A 15168-nucleotide genomic window follows, 5' to 3' on the forward strand; every position below is an offset into this window, starting at 1 on the left:
TTACTGCTGCGCCAGTGCTTCCAGCTTGTCACGAAAACCGGTCACGGCTAAGGCCCGGTTATCTGCACGCCATCTGTCTTTTGCCGCTGGCGCAGAGCTTTGAACACCAATCAGCTGCCAGCCGTTATCCGTTTTTAACATCAGCGGCGAGCCGCTGTCACCGGGTAACGTATCGCACTGATGTGAGAGCACGCTGTTTTGCGCCCATCCTGTGACAATACAGTCCGTGTGGGTGTAAAGCGCGTCCAGATGATCGACAGGGTAGCCTGATTGCGTCACCTTACGGTCGGCGGCTTTCAGTGCGGCAGTGAGCGCGGCTTTGTCTCCGTCAAATAACGGAAGCGGGGTAATGCCAGAGGGCGGGTAGCGCAAAATGATCAGGCCAAAATCCCAGGATGCCGCTGACGGAGGCACTATCCAGCCGTCACCGTCGGGCTTCAGACGTTTGCCGAGAGAAGCATCAACCCGTCCCTCAATACCGTGAATTTCATAACGCCACATCCCTTTTTGCGACACAAATCGCAGGGCAACGGCTTTGTCTGGCTTGCCGTCTGGCGGTGTCAGCAGGCAGTGGCCAGCCGTCAGGGCTAGTTGCGGGGTAATCAGCGTAGCGGTACATAAATTACCGCTGGCGGTTTCCAGTTGCCCGATAGCGTCCCAGGGTGCCTGGGTAGGATCGGCGACGCGCGTACGATCGTCATGACCGAAAAACAGCGTTTTAAGCTCTTTCGCGCTAATGGTTTCATCACCGCCATCATCCGCATGTGAGAATCCAGAAAAAAGACCAAACGTTCCCAGTAACAACACAACAGATTTACGCATATCACACTCTGGTGGGGGCAATTATGATTATTAAAAGTGAACCCTATGAAAATACTATAGACGGGACAGCGCTAAAGTGGGAGTAAAATCAGCGTGCTACGATCAGGAAAGATAAAAATGGCTTGCGATGAGCGCGCATAAAATAAGCAGGATAAGAATCAGCTCAAACCGATAGCGCCGCAGCATACGCCCTCCGGATAAAAAAAACGGCGCTGGACCTTTCCGGTTCAGCGCCGGTTTACCAACGTGCCCCGAAAGGCACGGTTAAGCTTGTACTCTTACGCAGCTGGCTGTGCAGCTGGTTTAGCAGCTTCGTGTTTTACTGCTTTTTTGTGATGCTTTTTAGCCGCCTGGGCTTTCTGTTCTACAGCAGGTTTGGTCGCTTTTTTGTGGTGCTTTTTAGCGGCCTGCGCTTTCTGCTCTACAGCCGGTTTAGCGGCATCTTGTTTAACGGCTTTTTTGTGGTGTTTTTTAGCAGCCTGGGCTTTTTGCTCTGCAGCAGGTTTAGCGGCTTTATGGTGTTTCTTGTGGTGTACGGTTTTTGCCGGAGCAGCAGTCGTTGTTGCAGCTGGCGCAGCAGCAGCCGGTGCAGCAGTGGTTTCAGCAGCAAACGCAGCAGAAGACAGACCCATAGCAGCGGCAACAACCAGAGCTAATACTTTTTTCATGTTCATACCCTCGAATTTGGTTTTTCATTTAACCCCACTGCGGGGCCGTTGAAAGAACTATATCCCTGTAAATTCGGGGTTTCCGTGAGTGATTGGTATCGGCGTGTAACGGAATGTACAAAGGGCGGTACAGGGTGCGCAAAAGGAAAACGGCCGGAGCGTACTCCGGCCGCTGGATTACAGATAACGGGACGTCAAATGTTCGCGGAAGTAACGGATATTCAGGTCTTCACCCGTCGCCTGGGTAATCAGTTGCGAAGTGGTGAAGCGGCTACCGTGCTGCCAGATGTTCTGACGCAGCCAGTCAAACAGGGCGGAGAAATCGCCCTCAGCGATGGAGGACTGCAGACCCGGCAGCGCCGTTTTGGCCGCATGGAACAATTGCGCGGCGTACATCGCGCCGAGCGTGTAGGACGGGAAGTAGCCAAAACCGCCGTCGGTCCAGTGAATGTCCTGCATACAGCCGTTGCGGTAGTTATCTTTGGTTGATAACCCGAGCCAGGCCTGCATTTTCTCATCCCACAGTGCCGGAATGTCATCCACCTCAATATCGCCATTGATCAGCGCACGTTCAATTTCATAGCGCAGCACCACATGTGCCGGGTAGCTGACTTCGTCGGCATCGACGCGGATATAGCCCGGCTTCACGCGCTGGTTCCAGGCAATAAAGTTCTCTTCACTGAACGCCGCCTGACTGCCAAAACGGGCGTGAACCGCAGGGAGGAGATGTTTAAGGAAAGCGTCGCTGCGCCCCAGCTGCATCTCAAAGAACAGGCTCTGGGATTCGTGGATCGCCGTTGAACGGGCCAGCGCGACAGGTTGACCGGCCCACGTTCGCGGCAGGTTTTGCTCGTAGCACGCGTGTCCGGTTTCGTGGATCACGCCAAACAGCGCGCTGAGCAGCTCGTCCTCATCATAACGCGTGGTGATGCGCACATCTTCCGGCACGCCACCGCAGAACGGGTGTGCACTGACGTCCAGGCGACCGCCGTTAAAATCAAAGCCGAGCATCTTCATGGCTTCAAGCCCAAGTTCACGCTGCGTTGCCGTCGGGAAGGGGCCCTGCGGCGGAACGAATGACTGCTGAGCCTGTTTTTCCACAACGTTTGCCAGCAGGTCCGGCAGCCAGGATTTCATATCCGCGAACAGTACGTCCAGGCGCGCGCTGGTCATGTCCGGTTCGAAAATATCCAGCAGTGCGTCGTAAGGGCTGCAGCCTTTGGCTTCAGCACGCAGACGAGCCTCCTCGCGGCTCAGTTTGACGACCTCTTTCAGGTTGGCGGCAAACCCCTGCCAGTCATTGGCCGGGCGCTGGGTACGCCAGGCGTGCTCACATTTGCTGCCTGCCAGCGATTTGGCTTCCACCAGCGCTTCCGGCAACAGCGACGCCTGCTGGTAATGACGCGTCATTTCACGCAGGTTGGCTTGTTCAATATCATTCAGGTCCTCACCGGCCGCGGCGGACAGCCATTCACCCACCTTTTTATCGGTCAGGATCTGGTGTTGCAGAACGCTCATTTCGGCCAGCGCTTCACCGCGCGCGGCACTGCCTCCCGGCGGCATCATGGTAAACATATCCCAGCTGGCGATGGAGGAGAGGTGGGAGAAACGGGAGAGGCGCTGGAAGGTGCGGGTGAGTTGTTGGTAGTGGCTGTTTTCGCTCATTTCGTTTTCTCTTTGCAAGGCGATGTTTCAGGCATGAAGAGTGAGTAGTATCAAAATTCCCGCCTGAATCCAAGCCATTACCCCTTAGAGTTTGGTGCTATTTCGTTCAGTAACGCTGTGTTATAACCCTAAAAAAACGACTGCCGGATGGAAAATGAACAAGGTTGTGAGTGTAGGGATTGCAGTGTTGCTGACGGGGTGCCAGACACATCATCATGACGTGATCCCGTTCAACACCGAAGAAGACTCCGCGCACGCATGGGCGTTTGCGTATGTGGAAACAGTAAAACAAAGGATGACAACCACAGAGCAGTATGAAGGGAAGCTCTGTTCGTTAAAGATTCACCAGCCCAAAGGCGCGGCCTATGTGACCCACATTCAGGTGGTAAAAGGCAGCGATCCTGAGCTGTGTAAGGCCGCCATTGCGGCCTTACAGTCTGCCAGTGACGATCATGTGCTCCCAGTGGTACCTGATGAGCGTATCGGGGAAAACTACACGCTCGATTTCAAACCCTGAATCAGTGCAGACGCTGGTGTAAACGGGTCCCTACCAACAGCGCCCCGCAGAGCATGAGCGCAATAAAACCGCCCACGCCGTTCCAGCCATAGTTATGCCAGAACACCCCACCCAGCGTCCCCGCAAAGCTGGAACCGAGGTAATAGCTAAACAGATACAAAGACGACGCCTGGCCTTTGGCCCGGCGAGCGCGTGGCCCAATCCAACTGCTGGCCACCGAGTGAGCGGCGAAGAAACCGGCAGAGAAAAGCAGCATCCCGGCGAAGATAAGCCACAGGGAGGCGAAAAGGGTCATCAACAGGCCGAGCAGCATGACGGCGGTAGAGACCAGCATAACCGGACCGCGTCCAAAGCGGGCCGTCATCGCTCCGGCTTTAGGTGAACTCCACGTACCGGTGAGATACGCCACAGAGAGCAGACCCACCACCGCCTGACTCAGGTGCCACGGGGAGAGCATCAGGCGATAGCCGATATAGTTAAACAACGTAACGAAAGAGCCCATCAGCAGAAAGCCGGTCAGGAACAGCAGCGGCAACCCTTTGTCACGCCAGTGCAGACGGAAGTTGATGAACAGCGTTTTCGGGCGCAGGGAGGTGGAACGAAAATGACGTGATTCCGGAAGGATTCTCCAGAACATCAGCGCAGACGCAAGGGCAAAGCAGCCGATCACCGCCAGCGCAATACGCCAGTTAAAGAAGTCTGTAAACACCCCGCTCAGCAGACGTCCACTCATTCCGCCAATCGAGTTCCCGCTGATGTACAGCCCCATAGAGAAGGCGACAAAGCTCGGGTGGATCTCTTCGCTGAGATAGGTCATCCCGACCGCCGCCACGCCACTCAGGGATAACCCAATTAACGCGCGCATCACCAGGATACCGTGCCAGCTGGTCATCATCGTGGAGAGTAACGTACAAATCGAAGCCAGCATCAGGGCGGTAACCATCACCTGTTTACGGCCAATGGCGTCGGAAAGTGGCCCGGTGAAAAGCAGACCAATCGCCAGCATGCCGGTAGAGATGGAGAGCGAAATACTGCTGCTGGCAGGCGATACGCCAAATTCATGGGAAAGAACGGGCAGGATCGGCTGAACGCAATAGAGCAGGGCGAAGGTTGCCAGACCCGCTGAGAAAAGCGCCAGCGTGACGCGCATGAACTGGGGGGTACCACGTTTAATGAACTGAACCGGCTGCGATGCTGCGGGTAAATCATCAATATCTCTGGCCGGATCGATATCAATGGTAGATGTACGACTCACACAATGTCCTTGCTTAAACATCCCCGTGGTTTCGGGTGACGGGTATGACCACACGATCAGAGTAGGAAAATGTAAATATTCTGTCTAATATATTAATAATCTCAAATGATACTTTAAAAATATGAATATCGAACTGCGTCATCTGCGCTACTTTGTCGCCGTCGCTGAAGAGCTTCATTTTGGCCGCGCGGCGGCAAGACTGAATATCTCACAACCCCCGCTAAGCCAGCAGATCCAGATCCTTGAGCAACAGGTCGGGGCGCGCCTTCTGGCACGGACCAACCGCAGCGTGAGCCTGACGGCGGCCGGGAAGCAATTTCTGGCCGACAGCCGACAAATTCTCAGTATGGTGGATGAGGCGGCAGCCCGGGCAGAGCGGCTTTATCTCGGGGAAACCGGAGAGTTGCGGATTGGGTTTACCTCGTCTGCACCGTTTATCAGCGCTGTTTCACAGACCCTGTCGTCGTTTCGCCGGCATTTTCCGGATGTGCATATTCAGACGCGCGAAATTAATACCCGCGAGCAAATCGCTCCGCTGAATGAAGGTTCTCTTGATTTAGGTCTGATGCGTAACACCCAACTCCCGGATACGCTGGCGTGGCAGGTTATTCTGCGCGAACCGTTGATGGCAATGATCCCGCACGATCATCCGCTCGCCTCGCGTTCGGCGGTCACGCTGGCAGAGCTGGCAAAAGAGCCGTTTGTTTTTTTCGACCCGCAGGTAGGTACCGGTCTGTACGACGATATTCTGGGCCTGTTACGACGCTACGATCTTGCCCCGATCATTACGCAGGAAGTCGGGGAAGCAATGACCATTATTGGACTGGTCGCGGCGGGGCTGGGGGTCTCTATTCTTCCGGCCTCGTTTAAACGGGTACAATTGCGTGAAATGCGCTGGGTTGCTATCGCTGAAGACGATGCTGTTTCGGAAATGTGGCTGGTATGGTCGAAACATCATGAGCAGAGCCATGCAGCGCAGCGGTTTAAAGCACAGCTGTTAAGCGCCTCTGCAGGACAATATTTAGAGGGAAAAGTGGGTAAAAATGTGCAGTAAATCACATGGCTAAGTAAATATTTGACGACGGCCATTGAAGTGCTTCACCATAGCCCACAGTTTATTTCGATGCTCGAAAATAAGGGAGTACGAGGTGGTTGCTGATAGTCAGCCAGGGCACATTGATCAGATTAAGCAGACCAACGCTGGCGCGGTTTATCGCCTGATTGATCAGCTTGGCCCGGTTTCGCGTATCGATCTTTCGCGCCTGGCACAACTGGCACCTGCCAGTATTACCAAGATTGTTCGTGAAATGCTGGAAGCCCACCTGGTCCAGGAGACGGAAATTCAGGAGCCGGGCAGCCGCGGCCGTCCGGCGGTCGGCCTGGTGGTGGAGACCGAAGCGTGGCACTACCTGTCACTGCGCATTAGCCGGGGAGAGATCTTCCTTGCCCTGCGCGATCTAAGCAGCAAGCTGGTGGTAGAAGACCGGCTGGAACTGCCGCTCAAGGCTGAACAATCGCTCCTCGATGCCATTGTCACCCATATCGATCACTTCTTTATTCGCCATCAGCAACGCCTTGAACGCTTAACGGCCATTGCGATCACCATGCCGGGTATTATTGATACCGAAAATGGAATCGTGCACCGCATGCCGTTCTACGACGATGTTAAAGAGATGCCGCTGGGCGAGGTGCTGAAAAATCACACCGGCGTGCCGGTCTATATTCAGCATGACATCAGCGCCTGGACGATGGCGGAGGCGCTGTTTGGCGCATCCCGCGGCGCAAGGGACGTGATTCAGGTGGTGATTGACCATAACGTCGGGGCGGGCGTCATCACCGACGGACGCCTTCTGCATGCCGGAAGCAGTAGCCTGGTCGAAATCGGCCACACGCAGGTCGATCCCTACGGCAAGCGCTGTTACTGCGGCAACCATGGCTGTCTGGAAACCATCGCCAGCGTGGAAAGCGTGCTGGAGCTGGCGCAGGTCAGGCTCAGCCAGTCCATGAGCTCTTCGCTGCACGGACAACCGTTGACCGTCGATTCACTCTGCGCCGCAGCGCGTCAGGGGGATTTGCTGGCAAAGGATATTATTACCGGAGTGGGGAATAACGTTGGCCGCATTCTGGCCATTATGGTGAATCTCTTCAACCCGCAAAAAATCCTGATTGGCTCACCGCTGAGTCAGGCGGCGGAAATTCTCTTCCCGGCTATCTCGGCCTGTATTCATCAACAGGCGCTCCCGGCCTACAGCAAAAATATTGCCGTGGAAAGCACCCAGTTTTCCAATCAGGGCACCATGGCTGGTGCAGCCCTGGTCAAGGACGCCATGTATAACGGCTCGCTGCTGATCCGCCTGTTACAGGGTTAACTCTTTTCCGCAGATGTACGAAAAATTGCGCTATCTCAAGCTGGGTAGCGCACGCATCCCGTAGACTTCCCCCACTGAATTATTTCTCTGGTTTATATTTTCGAAGCATACCCAAGAGGTGGAATGAGTCATGCTTAAGCGTTTCTTTGTTACGGGTACAGATACCTCTGTCGGCAAGACCGTTGTATCCCGCGCGTTGCTACAGGCTCTGGCAGCAAGCGGTAAACGCGTTGCAGGGTACAAACCGGTCGCAAAAGGCAGTAAAGAGACGCCCGAAGGATTGCGGAATAAAGACGCCCTGGTGTTACAAAGCGTCTCGTCACTGGAACTGCCATATCACGCGATCAATCCCATTGCCTTAAGCGAAGATGAAAGCAGCGTGGCGCACAGCGGTCTGATTAATTACACCCTGTTGTCCGACGGTCTGGCGAACCTGAGCGAGATGGCCGACCATGTCGTGGTGGAAGGTACCGGCGGATGGCGCAGCCTGATGAACGATCTGCGCCCGCTTTCTGAGTGGGTGGTGCAGGAGCAACTGCCGGTGATCATGGTGGTCGGTATTCAGGAAGGGTGCATCAACCATGCGCTTCTGACGGCGCAGGCGATTGCCAATGATGGATTGCCGTTGATTGGCTGGGTCGCAAACCGTATCAACCCGGGCCTGGCGCACTACGCGGAAATCATCGACGTGCTGAGCAAAAAACTGCCGGGACCGTTGGTGGGCGAGCTGCCTTATTTGCCGCGTGCCGAACAGCGTGAATTAGCGCAGTACATCGATCTCTCTTCCCTCGGTCGCATGTTGTCCGTAGATCGAGTCGTGGCGTAACGTCCGCGACAAGACGGACGCGATCACGCAGGCAATCAGCAAACCGGGCAGCAAAAAATACTGCCCGGTCATTTCACAGACCATCAACGCAGACATAATGGGCGCATGGGTCGTCGCGGCGAGTAACGTCGCCATGCCTGCCAGCCCCAGCAAAATCACCGTTTCAGACCCCGGAAACCACAGCCCGAAGAGTTGTGCAAACAGCATTCCTGTGGCCATGCCGACAAACAACGTCGGTGTGAAAACCCCGCCCGGCGCGCCAGAACCGCTGCTTGCCAGTACCGCCAGCAATTTACAGATAAATACACCTGCTATCACGGACAGCAGCGGTGGGGCGAGCAGAAAAGCCTGAACCACGCTGTAGCCATTCCCCCACACGTCAGGCGTCAGGAGCGACAGCAGCCCGACGATCGCTCCGCCGAGCGCCAGTTGCCAGGGCGGCGAAAGCCTGAGACGCAGAAATAACGAATGGCTGAACGCCATAAGCCACATCAGCAGCGGTCCGCACAGTCCCGCCAGCAGGCCTGTCACGACAAGCAGGCCATAATCTGCCGCACTGAGTAGGCCACTCAGATGGACGTCATAGAGCGTACCGGCACCGGGCGCTAAGAGTCGCGTGGTAAGCAGGGCTACCACCGCCGCAATCACCACCGGCCCGAGCGAGGCCAGCATCAGCGTGCCAAACAGAATTTCGGCAATAAACAGGCTGCCGGCCAGGGGCGCGTGATAGGCGCTGGCCATCCCGGCCGCGGCTCCGCAGGCAATCCATAATTTCCATTCGGATTTCGGCGTAAAGCGTTGGGCGAAAAAGGAGGCGGCCAGTGCCGCAAGCAGGATCATGGCACCTTCGCGGCCGATGGCGCTCCCGCTGGAGACAACCAGCAGTGACGCAAGGGATTTTACGAGGCTCGAGCCATAATCAAACTGGCCGTCGCCCGTCTCCAGTGCTTCCATATAATCTGTCGGCGCATGAGGTCGTTGCGCCGTAAGCCGCTGCCATCCCCACAACAGTAACCCCGCCGCCAGCCCTCCCAGCGCGGGCGTCAACGCGCGACGCCACGGGGATAACGCCGCCGCGGCATTCACCAGACTGCCGCTGTTGTTACTGAGAAACAGCCACTCCAGCAGATACATGCTGTGGCGGAACACCGCGACGGCCAGCGCGGCCAGTATGCCGATAAGGGTGGCAATCAGAAGTCTGCGAAACATCGCGCGGATGTCGGGATAAGCGTGAAGACGTTGCATGGGCCGCAATTAAACGTGGGAGATACAATATTGTGAGGGGAAATCGCGGGGTTAGCAAAAGGTATGCGTGCGATGAACCGTGTCGGCCTGAGCAAATGCGCTGTGGGGGAGCGTGTCGCCGGGCAGGTCAGCGCCATACGTCTGGCCCGCCCGGCGGAGTGTTTTCGCTTAACTCTCGCTGTGAATATTCAGCGCCCGGCGCGTACGGCCGGAGCTGAGATACTCGGCAATATAATCCTGTGAGATCTCGCCGTTATAGCGGCCCTCTTCGTCGACAATCGGCATCCAGCTGGTGTTGCTCTCATACAACCGTGAAAGCACCACGCGCAGGTTATCCTCCGCTTTGCCAGTCATACGGAACGGATGCAGGATATCGGCACAGGTGCCGCTGGCATTACGCGCTTCCCGACGCTTCACAAAGCCCAGCGGTTTACCCCGATCGTCCACGACGGTAATGGCGCGAATATCGTTGTCATCCATGATCGCAAAGGCGTCAGAAAGCAGGGTAGAGCCCCGCACGGTGAGGGTCGGTTGCTGGTCGGTGACATCGCCTGCCGATACCAGCAGCAAACGCTTGAGCGTACGGTCCTGGCCGACAAACGAGCCGACGAACTCATTCGCCGGTTTTGCCAGCAGTTCGTCCGGGCTGGCGCACTGGACAATACGCCCCTGGCGGAAGACGGCGATACGATCCCCAAGCTTCAGGGCCTCGTCGATGTCATGGCTGACCAGCATCACGGTCTTTTTCAGTTTACGCTGCATCTCCAGGAACTGGTTCTGGATCACCTCGCGGTTTATCGGGTCCACCGCACCGAACGGTTCATCCATCAGCAGTACCGGAGGATCCGCCGCCAGGGCGCGGATCACGCCGATACGCTGCTGCTGACCGCCGGACATTTCACGCGGATAGCGGTTGAGAAATTTATGCGGGTCCATGGCCACCATATCCATCAGCTCTTCAGCGCGGGTTTTACATCGGGCTTTATCCCAGCCCAGCATGCGCGGCACCACGGTGATGTTCTCCTCAATGGTCATGTTCGGGAACAGACCAATCTGCTGAATAACGTAGCCAATATTGCGGCGCAGGGTCACGGTATCCATCCCGCTGGTGTCTTCACCGTTAATCAGGATCGTGCCGCTGCTTGGCGCGATCAGACGGTTAATCATCTTCAGGGTGGTGGTTTTCCCACAGCCTGACGGGCCGAGGAGGACGCACATTTCCCCTTCAGGCACGTTGAGGTTGACGTTGTCGACGGCCTTAACGCTCTGGCCGTGTTTCTGTGAAAATTGTTTGGTGAGGTTTTCCAGTTTTATCATTATCGTATCCCCTTTGGAGTCAGGACGACCTGCAGACGATGCAGCAGCCAGTCGAGCACAATCGCTAAAAGACAGATCATCAGCGCACCCGCAATTAACATTCGAATATCGCTACCGCCGATGCCGTTAAGCAGCAGCAGGCCAAGGCCGCCAGCGCCAATCACTGCGGCAATGGCCATCACGCCGATGTTCATCACGACGGCGGTGCGGATACCGCCAAAAATCACCGGCAGTGCCATCGGGATTTCAACCCAGCGCAAACGCTGCCAGAAGGTCATCCCGATACCACGTCCGGCTTCACGCAGGCCCGGCGGCAGGCTGTCCAGCGCGGTATGGGTGTTACGCACAATTGGCAGCAACGAGTAAAGAAACACCGCCGTGATAGCGGGCAGGGCACCAATGCCCTGACCGATCAGCGAAAAGAGCGGGATCATCAGGCCAAACAGCGCAATGGACGGTATCGTCAGCACGATGGTGGCAATCCCCAGCACCGGCGTCGCCAGCCATTTGTGGCGGACAATCAAAATCCCCAGAGGGACGCCGATGAGTATGGCTAGCCCAACCGCCAGCGCCACCAGCCACAGGTGTTGCAGCGTCAGGGTTAACAGATAGTCCCAGTTATCCAGAATGTAGTGAATCGTCTCCAAAGCGCCTCCTACAGCAACTGTTTGCTACGCAGGAAATCACGGGCGACCTGCTGCGGTGACTGATGGTCGATATCCACCTTCTTATTCAGTTCGGTGATAACGTCGTTATTGAGCTGGGCGGAGAGAGTATTCAGCGCCTCTTTCAGACCCGGATTGGCGTCAAGGGTGTCTTTACGCACCACGGGAGTGACCGCATAGCTCGGGAAGAAGCCTTTATCATCTTCCAGCACCTTCAGGTCGAAGCCTTTTACCCGCCCGTCGGTGGTATAGATAAGCCCGGCATCGACGAAACCGTCCCGCACCGCGTTATAGACCAGGCCCGGGTCCATCTGGCGGATCTGCGGGCGATCCAGTTCCATGTTGTATGCCGCCTGCAGCGGTTTCATCCCGTCGCTGCGTCCGGCAAATTCGAGGTCCAGACCGAGCAGCCAGTTTTTATCCGGATCGGTTTTACGGATCTGCTCAATCTTTGCGACCATTTCAGACATGGTGTTGATGTGTTCCGCTTCGGCGCGTTTACGCTGCATGGCGAAGGCGTAGGTATTGTTCATATCGGCGGGGTTGAGCCATACCAGACCGTGCTTCGCGTCCAGGCGTTTCACCGTCTCGTAAGACTCCTGTGGCGACATGCGCTTGTTGATGTGGTTAAAAATGATTAACGACGTGCCGGTGTACTCCCAGGTCATATCAATTTGTTTGTTGATCATCGCGTTGCGGGAAATGACCGTGGCAATATTGGTCTGTGGCTGGACCTGAAACCCCTTCTTTTGCAGATACTGGACGGTCATGGCCGAGAGAATGTGCTGCTCGGTAAAGCTCTTGGTCGCCAGGATCAGCGGGGCCGCTATCGCCTGGCTGGTGAACAGTGCCGCGGCACACAGCGCCGTCAGGCTGGATATCAGTCTCATAAAAGCTCCTTGTTATTGTTATCGAGCGAGATGTGGACTCATCACGCGACCCAGCGCAGCCAGCAGGGTGTCGAGGATCAGAGCAAACAGGGCGGTGGCCGCCGCGCCGAGGATTAGTGTCGGGAAGTCGTTGAGGTAGATACCGGGAAAAATCAGTTCGCCGTAGCTGCTGGCACCAATCAGGAAGGCCAGCGGGGCGGTACCCACGTTGATGGCGGTGGCAATGCGGATCCCGGAGAGCATTACCGGCCAGGCGTCGGGAAGTTCGACCTGGCGCAGACGCTGCCATTTCGTCATCCCAATGCCATTAGCCGCTTCCAGTAACGACGCCGGAACCGAGCACAGTCCGGCATAGGTGTTTCGCACTATCGGCAGCAGCGAGGCGAGGAACAGGGCGATAATCGCAGGCGTATCACCGATACCAATCACCACCATTGCCAGCGCCAGAACGGCCAGCGGCGGCAGGGTATTACCGACGTTAAAGATCTGCATCACGTATTCAGCGATACCGCGTGCTGACGGGCGGCTCAACAAAATGCCGCTGGGAATACCTATCAGCAGGGCAAAGAACATGGATGAGAATACCAGGATTAAATGCTGTTGCCCGAGGTAAATCAGGTCAACCTGACGCGCCTTAATTGTATCCAGCCCAATTCCCCAGGTGAGGAGGGCAACGACCACAATAATGGCGCCGACAAAAAGCAGCGAACGTTTGAGTAATGGGTGCATTGCGATGTGTCTCCCTGTGCGCATGCGTTATAGCAACCACGGGTTGCCTGTTGTTATGCCATGTTTCGGCAGGGGTAGATGACCTATAGCAAGCGTTTGGGATGGGTTCCAGCGAAGGGGGAAAATCAGTAACCCTATGAAATTAGTGACAACCTTAGGTTAAGCCTTATGGAGCAAGGGCTGGCTGTGGGGCAGACAGAATTGTCCTAAAGCGTAATTTAAAATGTGACGGCGTCACAAAGCGTGAGCGTCTCCTCACGCCTGTGACCCTCATTATCGGCTGAAGGCGGCGCGAACCCGGCGAACGCGCACTGAGGTGCTGATGATGGAAAAGGCGGCGACAACGACGAGCATCACCCCAAGCGCCAGCATGGCGTTAAACCCAATCCACCTGAACAGGATCAGCCCGGCGATACCGCCGGTAATAAACGAGAAAATGGTGGTTAAGTGGGTTTTAAGCTGACTTTTTTGCGCTGCCGTATCTTTGGAATAATCCCGTCGGAGCATCGCCACCAGGACCGAGGCCAGAGATATTCCCGCGTCCGTCAGCGTGCCGGTAATATGGGTTGATCTTACCCGGCCGCCGGAAAGCTGGGTCGATGTTGAATTATGTATCCCCATCAGACCACAAAGAAAGATAATAATTTCACGGTTAGTCGTGAGGGCATGGAAATACATCTCGTAACAGGAAACGCCGGTCAGTAATAATCCCTCGACCAACAGTATCTGGCAAAAAACCAGCCTGATATTATGGATAATCCCCCATAACACGATGATACGGGCCATGATTGCGCCGGCAACAAAAGACAGAATAATGGCGCCAAAGAACAAAATATCATTCAGATCGGTAGAGGAAACTTCGCTGGATAATTGGGAGGTATTGCCGGTCATATGGGAGGGAAAAAAGCCAAATGCCCCGAGGGCGATGGCGTTGAGCAAGCCTGCAGAGGTCGCCAGCCAGAGTGCGAGCAGGCGATCCTCCTGATGCGTTCGTTCTTTTTTGAGTTTAATCAGCAAGAATACCTCCGGGTTGAGCTTTGCCTGACTATTCAGGCTAGCAAAGCGGTGCAAGGGGCTGTCCAGGATATTGCTTAATTATTATTCCTGATAACGGCATTCAGGGTTTTGTAATTAAATAAAATATCCTTGCTGAATGTGTGTGGGCTGAAAAACTTACACCATACCGTTATTCCCGTGACGTAAAAATGCCGGTCGCTGATTAAGCCGTTCGAACCAGGCGTTAATTGCCGGCACATCAGGCTTATCAAATGGCGTCATTTTCCAGCGGTTCACCGAAAGACCAAGTACCACGTCTGCAAGGGTAAACACCTCGCCCGCCGTATAGGCTGCAGTGCGTTGCAACTGCTCCTCCAGAATAGCGATGCAGTGGTTCCACGCTTTAATTCCGGCGGCAATACGCTCCGGGTCGTTATAGTCCGGGTTATTGCGTCCCAGTGCCGGAAAGACATACCGCCAGGCATTGTTGAATTCGCTTGCCTGCCAGTCCATCCAGCGTTCGACGTTGGCGCAGGCCTGCGGTTCCGTTGGCAGGAGATCCTCACGGCCGGCTTTACGTGCCAGATAACGGCAGATTGCGTTAGATTCCCAGAGGACGAACTCGTCATCGAGCAGCACGGGAACCATGGCGTTGGGATTCAGGGCGCGGAAGGCAGCGGTTTGCGTGGAGGCAAAACCGCTGCCGTAGTCTTCCTGGTGATACTCGATACCCGCTTCTTCGCAGGTCCAGAGCACTTTACGTACGTTGATCGAGGTTGTCTTGCCCAGGATGCTTAACATGATGCCGGTGTCCTTTTAGAGATGCAGTGTTTAAAAACTCTACACCGGTTCTGGCGAACGGGTGGAGAAATCTGGAAACGATACCGCAGGCAAGGAAACGAAACGCTTAGTCAGTGGTGACAACGAACATTTTTGCCTGCTGTGCCAGCTGGCGTTCAGCTTTGATCGGGGCATATTTTTCCGAATGATAAAACGCCAGCGCCTGCTGCAGTGAAGGGAACTCAAAAATGCCAGCAAAGGGTAGCGGTTCTTCATCGCCTTCAAGGCGTTCGACAACATGACCAAAATGCAGAATTTTGCCGCCGGCCTCTTCAAGTGCCAGTCTGAAGCGAGGGGCAAGATTGGCCTGCCGTGCAGGGTCGATAACACGTAAATTGATATGGATAAATGCGGGCATCGTGAT

General features: G+C 55.5%; 16 protein-coding genes. 4 read left to right on the forward strand and 12 right to left on the reverse strand.

What is annotated here, in order from left to right; translation table 11 throughout:
• The 3 genes from BJP35_RS14845 to BJP35_RS14860 form a co-directional block, all read right to left on the reverse strand.
• Complete coding sequence (locus tag BJP35_RS14845; RefSeq protein WP_020884292.1) at positions 1-822, reverse strand: serine protease; 822 nt, start codon at positions 820-822, stop codon at positions 1-3.
• A gap of 278 nt (positions 823-1100) precedes the next feature.
• Positions 1101-1490 (reverse strand): acid resistance repetitive basic protein Asr, encoded by a 390-nt coding sequence (gene asr / locus BJP35_RS14855; RefSeq protein ID WP_032670412.1) that lies wholly within the window; start codon positions 1488-1490, stop codon positions 1101-1103.
• Positions 1491-1667: 177 nt separating this feature from the next.
• Positions 1668-3155 (reverse strand): carboxypeptidase M32, encoded by a 1488-nt coding sequence (locus tag BJP35_RS14860; RefSeq protein ID WP_047744569.1) that lies wholly within the window; start codon positions 3153-3155, stop codon positions 1668-1670.
• A gap of 154 nt (positions 3156-3309) precedes the next feature.
• On the opposite strand from BJP35_RS14860, the gene BJP35_RS14865 reads away from it, so the two are divergent.
• A complete protein-coding gene (locus BJP35_RS14865; RefSeq protein WP_025204320.1) occupies positions 3310-3672 on the forward strand; it encodes a cell envelope integrity protein TolA in 363 nt (120 codons plus the stop codon).
• A 1-nt stretch (position 3673) separates the two neighbouring features.
• Here the strand turns inward: BJP35_RS14865 and BJP35_RS14870 are convergent, their stop codons facing one another.
• The gene (locus BJP35_RS14870) at positions 3674-4927 is read right to left on the reverse strand and encodes an MFS transporter (RefSeq protein ID WP_020884288.1); all 1254 of its coding nucleotides are present in this window, start codon (positions 4925-4927) and stop codon (positions 3674-3676) included.
• A 121-nt stretch (positions 4928-5048) separates the two neighbouring features.
• Between BJP35_RS14870 and BJP35_RS14875 the strand changes: the two genes are divergently transcribed.
• From BJP35_RS14875 to bioD, 3 genes are all read left to right on the forward strand, one after another.
• On the forward strand, positions 5049-5981 hold the full coding sequence (locus BJP35_RS14875; protein ID WP_020884287.1) for a LysR family transcriptional regulator: 933 nt from the start codon (positions 5049-5051) through the stop codon (positions 5979-5981).
• Positions 5982-6075: 94 nt separating this feature from the next.
• Positions 6076-7296 (forward strand): sugar metabolism global transcriptional regulator Mlc, encoded by a 1221-nt coding sequence (gene mlc / locus BJP35_RS14880; RefSeq protein WP_020884286.1) that lies wholly within the window; start codon positions 6076-6078, stop codon positions 7294-7296.
• A 130-nt stretch (positions 7297-7426) separates the two neighbouring features.
• Entirely contained in the window at positions 7427-8122 is a 696-nt protein-coding gene (gene bioD / locus BJP35_RS14885; protein ID WP_014169857.1) for a dethiobiotin synthase, read from the forward strand.
• Here the strand turns inward: bioD and clcB are convergent.
• From clcB to BJP35_RS14925, 8 genes are all read right to left on the reverse strand, one after another.
• Positions 8057-9367: a voltage-gated ClC-type chloride channel ClcB gene (clcB, locus tag BJP35_RS14890; RefSeq protein ID WP_041162570.1), complete on the reverse strand. Its 1311-nt coding sequence runs from the start codon at positions 9365-9367 to the stop codon at positions 8057-8059. The two genes, bioD and clcB, sit on opposite strands and share 66 nt — an antisense overlap.
• 168 nt (positions 9368-9535) lie before the next feature.
• Positions 9536-10684, reverse strand: a complete 1149-nt coding sequence (gene osmV, locus BJP35_RS14895) for an osmoprotectant ABC transporter ATP-binding protein OsmV (protein ID WP_014169859.1) — start codon at positions 10682-10684, stop codon at positions 9536-9538.
• Positions 10684-11331 carry an osmoprotectant ABC transporter permease OsmW gene (gene osmW / locus BJP35_RS14900; protein WP_014169860.1) on the reverse strand — a complete coding sequence of 216 codons (648 nt, stop codon included), beginning with the start codon at positions 11329-11331 and terminating at the stop codon, positions 10684-10686. Before osmW ends, osmV begins: the two co-directional genes overlap by 1 nt.
• Before the next feature lie 8 nt (positions 11332-11339).
• Positions 11340-12239, reverse strand: coding sequence for an osmoprotectant ABC transporter substrate-binding protein OsmX (osmX, locus tag BJP35_RS14905; protein ID WP_014169861.1), 900 nt, complete (start codon positions 12237-12239; stop codon positions 11340-11342).
• An 18-nt stretch (positions 12240-12257) separates the two neighbouring features.
• Positions 12258-12968 (reverse strand): osmoprotectant ABC transporter permease OsmY, encoded by a 711-nt coding sequence (osmY, locus tag BJP35_RS14910; RefSeq protein WP_025204318.1) that lies wholly within the window; start codon positions 12966-12968, stop codon positions 12258-12260.
• A gap of 273 nt (positions 12969-13241) precedes the next feature.
• Positions 13242-13985, reverse strand: coding sequence for a YoaK family protein (locus BJP35_RS14915; RefSeq protein WP_025204317.1), 744 nt, complete (start codon positions 13983-13985; stop codon positions 13242-13244).
• Between the two features lie 156 nt (positions 13986-14141).
• Positions 14142-14765, reverse strand: coding sequence for a glutathione S-transferase family protein (locus tag BJP35_RS14920; protein WP_014169864.1), 624 nt, complete (start codon positions 14763-14765; stop codon positions 14142-14144).
• 106 nt (positions 14766-14871) lie between these two features.
• On the reverse strand, positions 14872-15162 hold the full coding sequence (locus BJP35_RS14925; protein WP_086463356.1) for a DUF1330 domain-containing protein: 291 nt from the start codon (positions 15160-15162) through the stop codon (positions 14872-14874).
• Positions 15163-15168 lie beyond the last annotated feature (6 nt).

Source organism: Enterobacter sp. J49 (genome assembly GCF_002148625.1).
Classification (GTDB): domain Bacteria; phylum Pseudomonadota; class Gammaproteobacteria; order Enterobacterales; family Enterobacteriaceae; genus Enterobacter; species Enterobacter ludwigii.

Coding starts and splice junctions, on each gene's coding strand:
- BJP35_RS14865 (WP_025204320.1), top strand. CDS start 3,310: ATGAACAAGGTTGTGAGTGTAGGGATTGCAGTGTTGCTGACGGGGTGC.
- asr (WP_032670412.1), bottom strand. CDS start 1,490: ATGAAAAAAGTATTAGCTCTGGTTGTTGCCGCTGCTATGGGTCTGTCT.
- osmY (WP_025204318.1), bottom strand. CDS start 12,968: ATGCACCCATTACTCAAACGTTCGCTGCTTTTTGTCGGCGCCATTATT.
- clcB (WP_041162570.1), bottom strand. CDS start 9,367: ATGCAACGTCTTCACGCTTATCCCGACATCCGCGCGATGTTTCGCAGA.
- BJP35_RS14920 (WP_014169864.1), bottom strand. CDS start 14,765: ATGTTAAGCATCCTGGGCAAGACAACCTCGATCAACGTACGTAAAGTG.
- BJP35_RS14845 (WP_020884292.1), bottom strand. CDS start 822: ATGCGTAAATCTGTTGTGTTGTTACTGGGAACGTTTGGTCTTTTTTCT.
- bioD (WP_014169857.1), top strand. CDS start 7,427: ATGCTTAAGCGTTTCTTTGTTACGGGTACAGATACCTCTGTCGGCAAG.
- BJP35_RS14875 (WP_020884287.1), top strand. CDS start 5,049: ATGAATATCGAACTGCGTCATCTGCGCTACTTTGTCGCCGTCGCTGAA.
- osmX (WP_014169861.1), bottom strand. CDS start 12,239: ATGAGACTGATATCCAGCCTGACGGCGCTGTGTGCCGCGGCACTGTTC.
- BJP35_RS14925 (WP_086463356.1), bottom strand. CDS start 15,162: ATGCCCGCATTTATCCATATCAATTTACGTGTTATCGACCCTGCACGG.
- BJP35_RS14860 (WP_047744569.1), bottom strand. CDS start 3,155: ATGAGCGAAAACAGCCACTACCAACAACTCACCCGCACCTTCCAGCGC.
- osmV (WP_014169859.1), bottom strand. CDS start 10,684: ATGATAAAACTGGAAAACCTCACCAAACAATTTTCACAGAAACACGGC.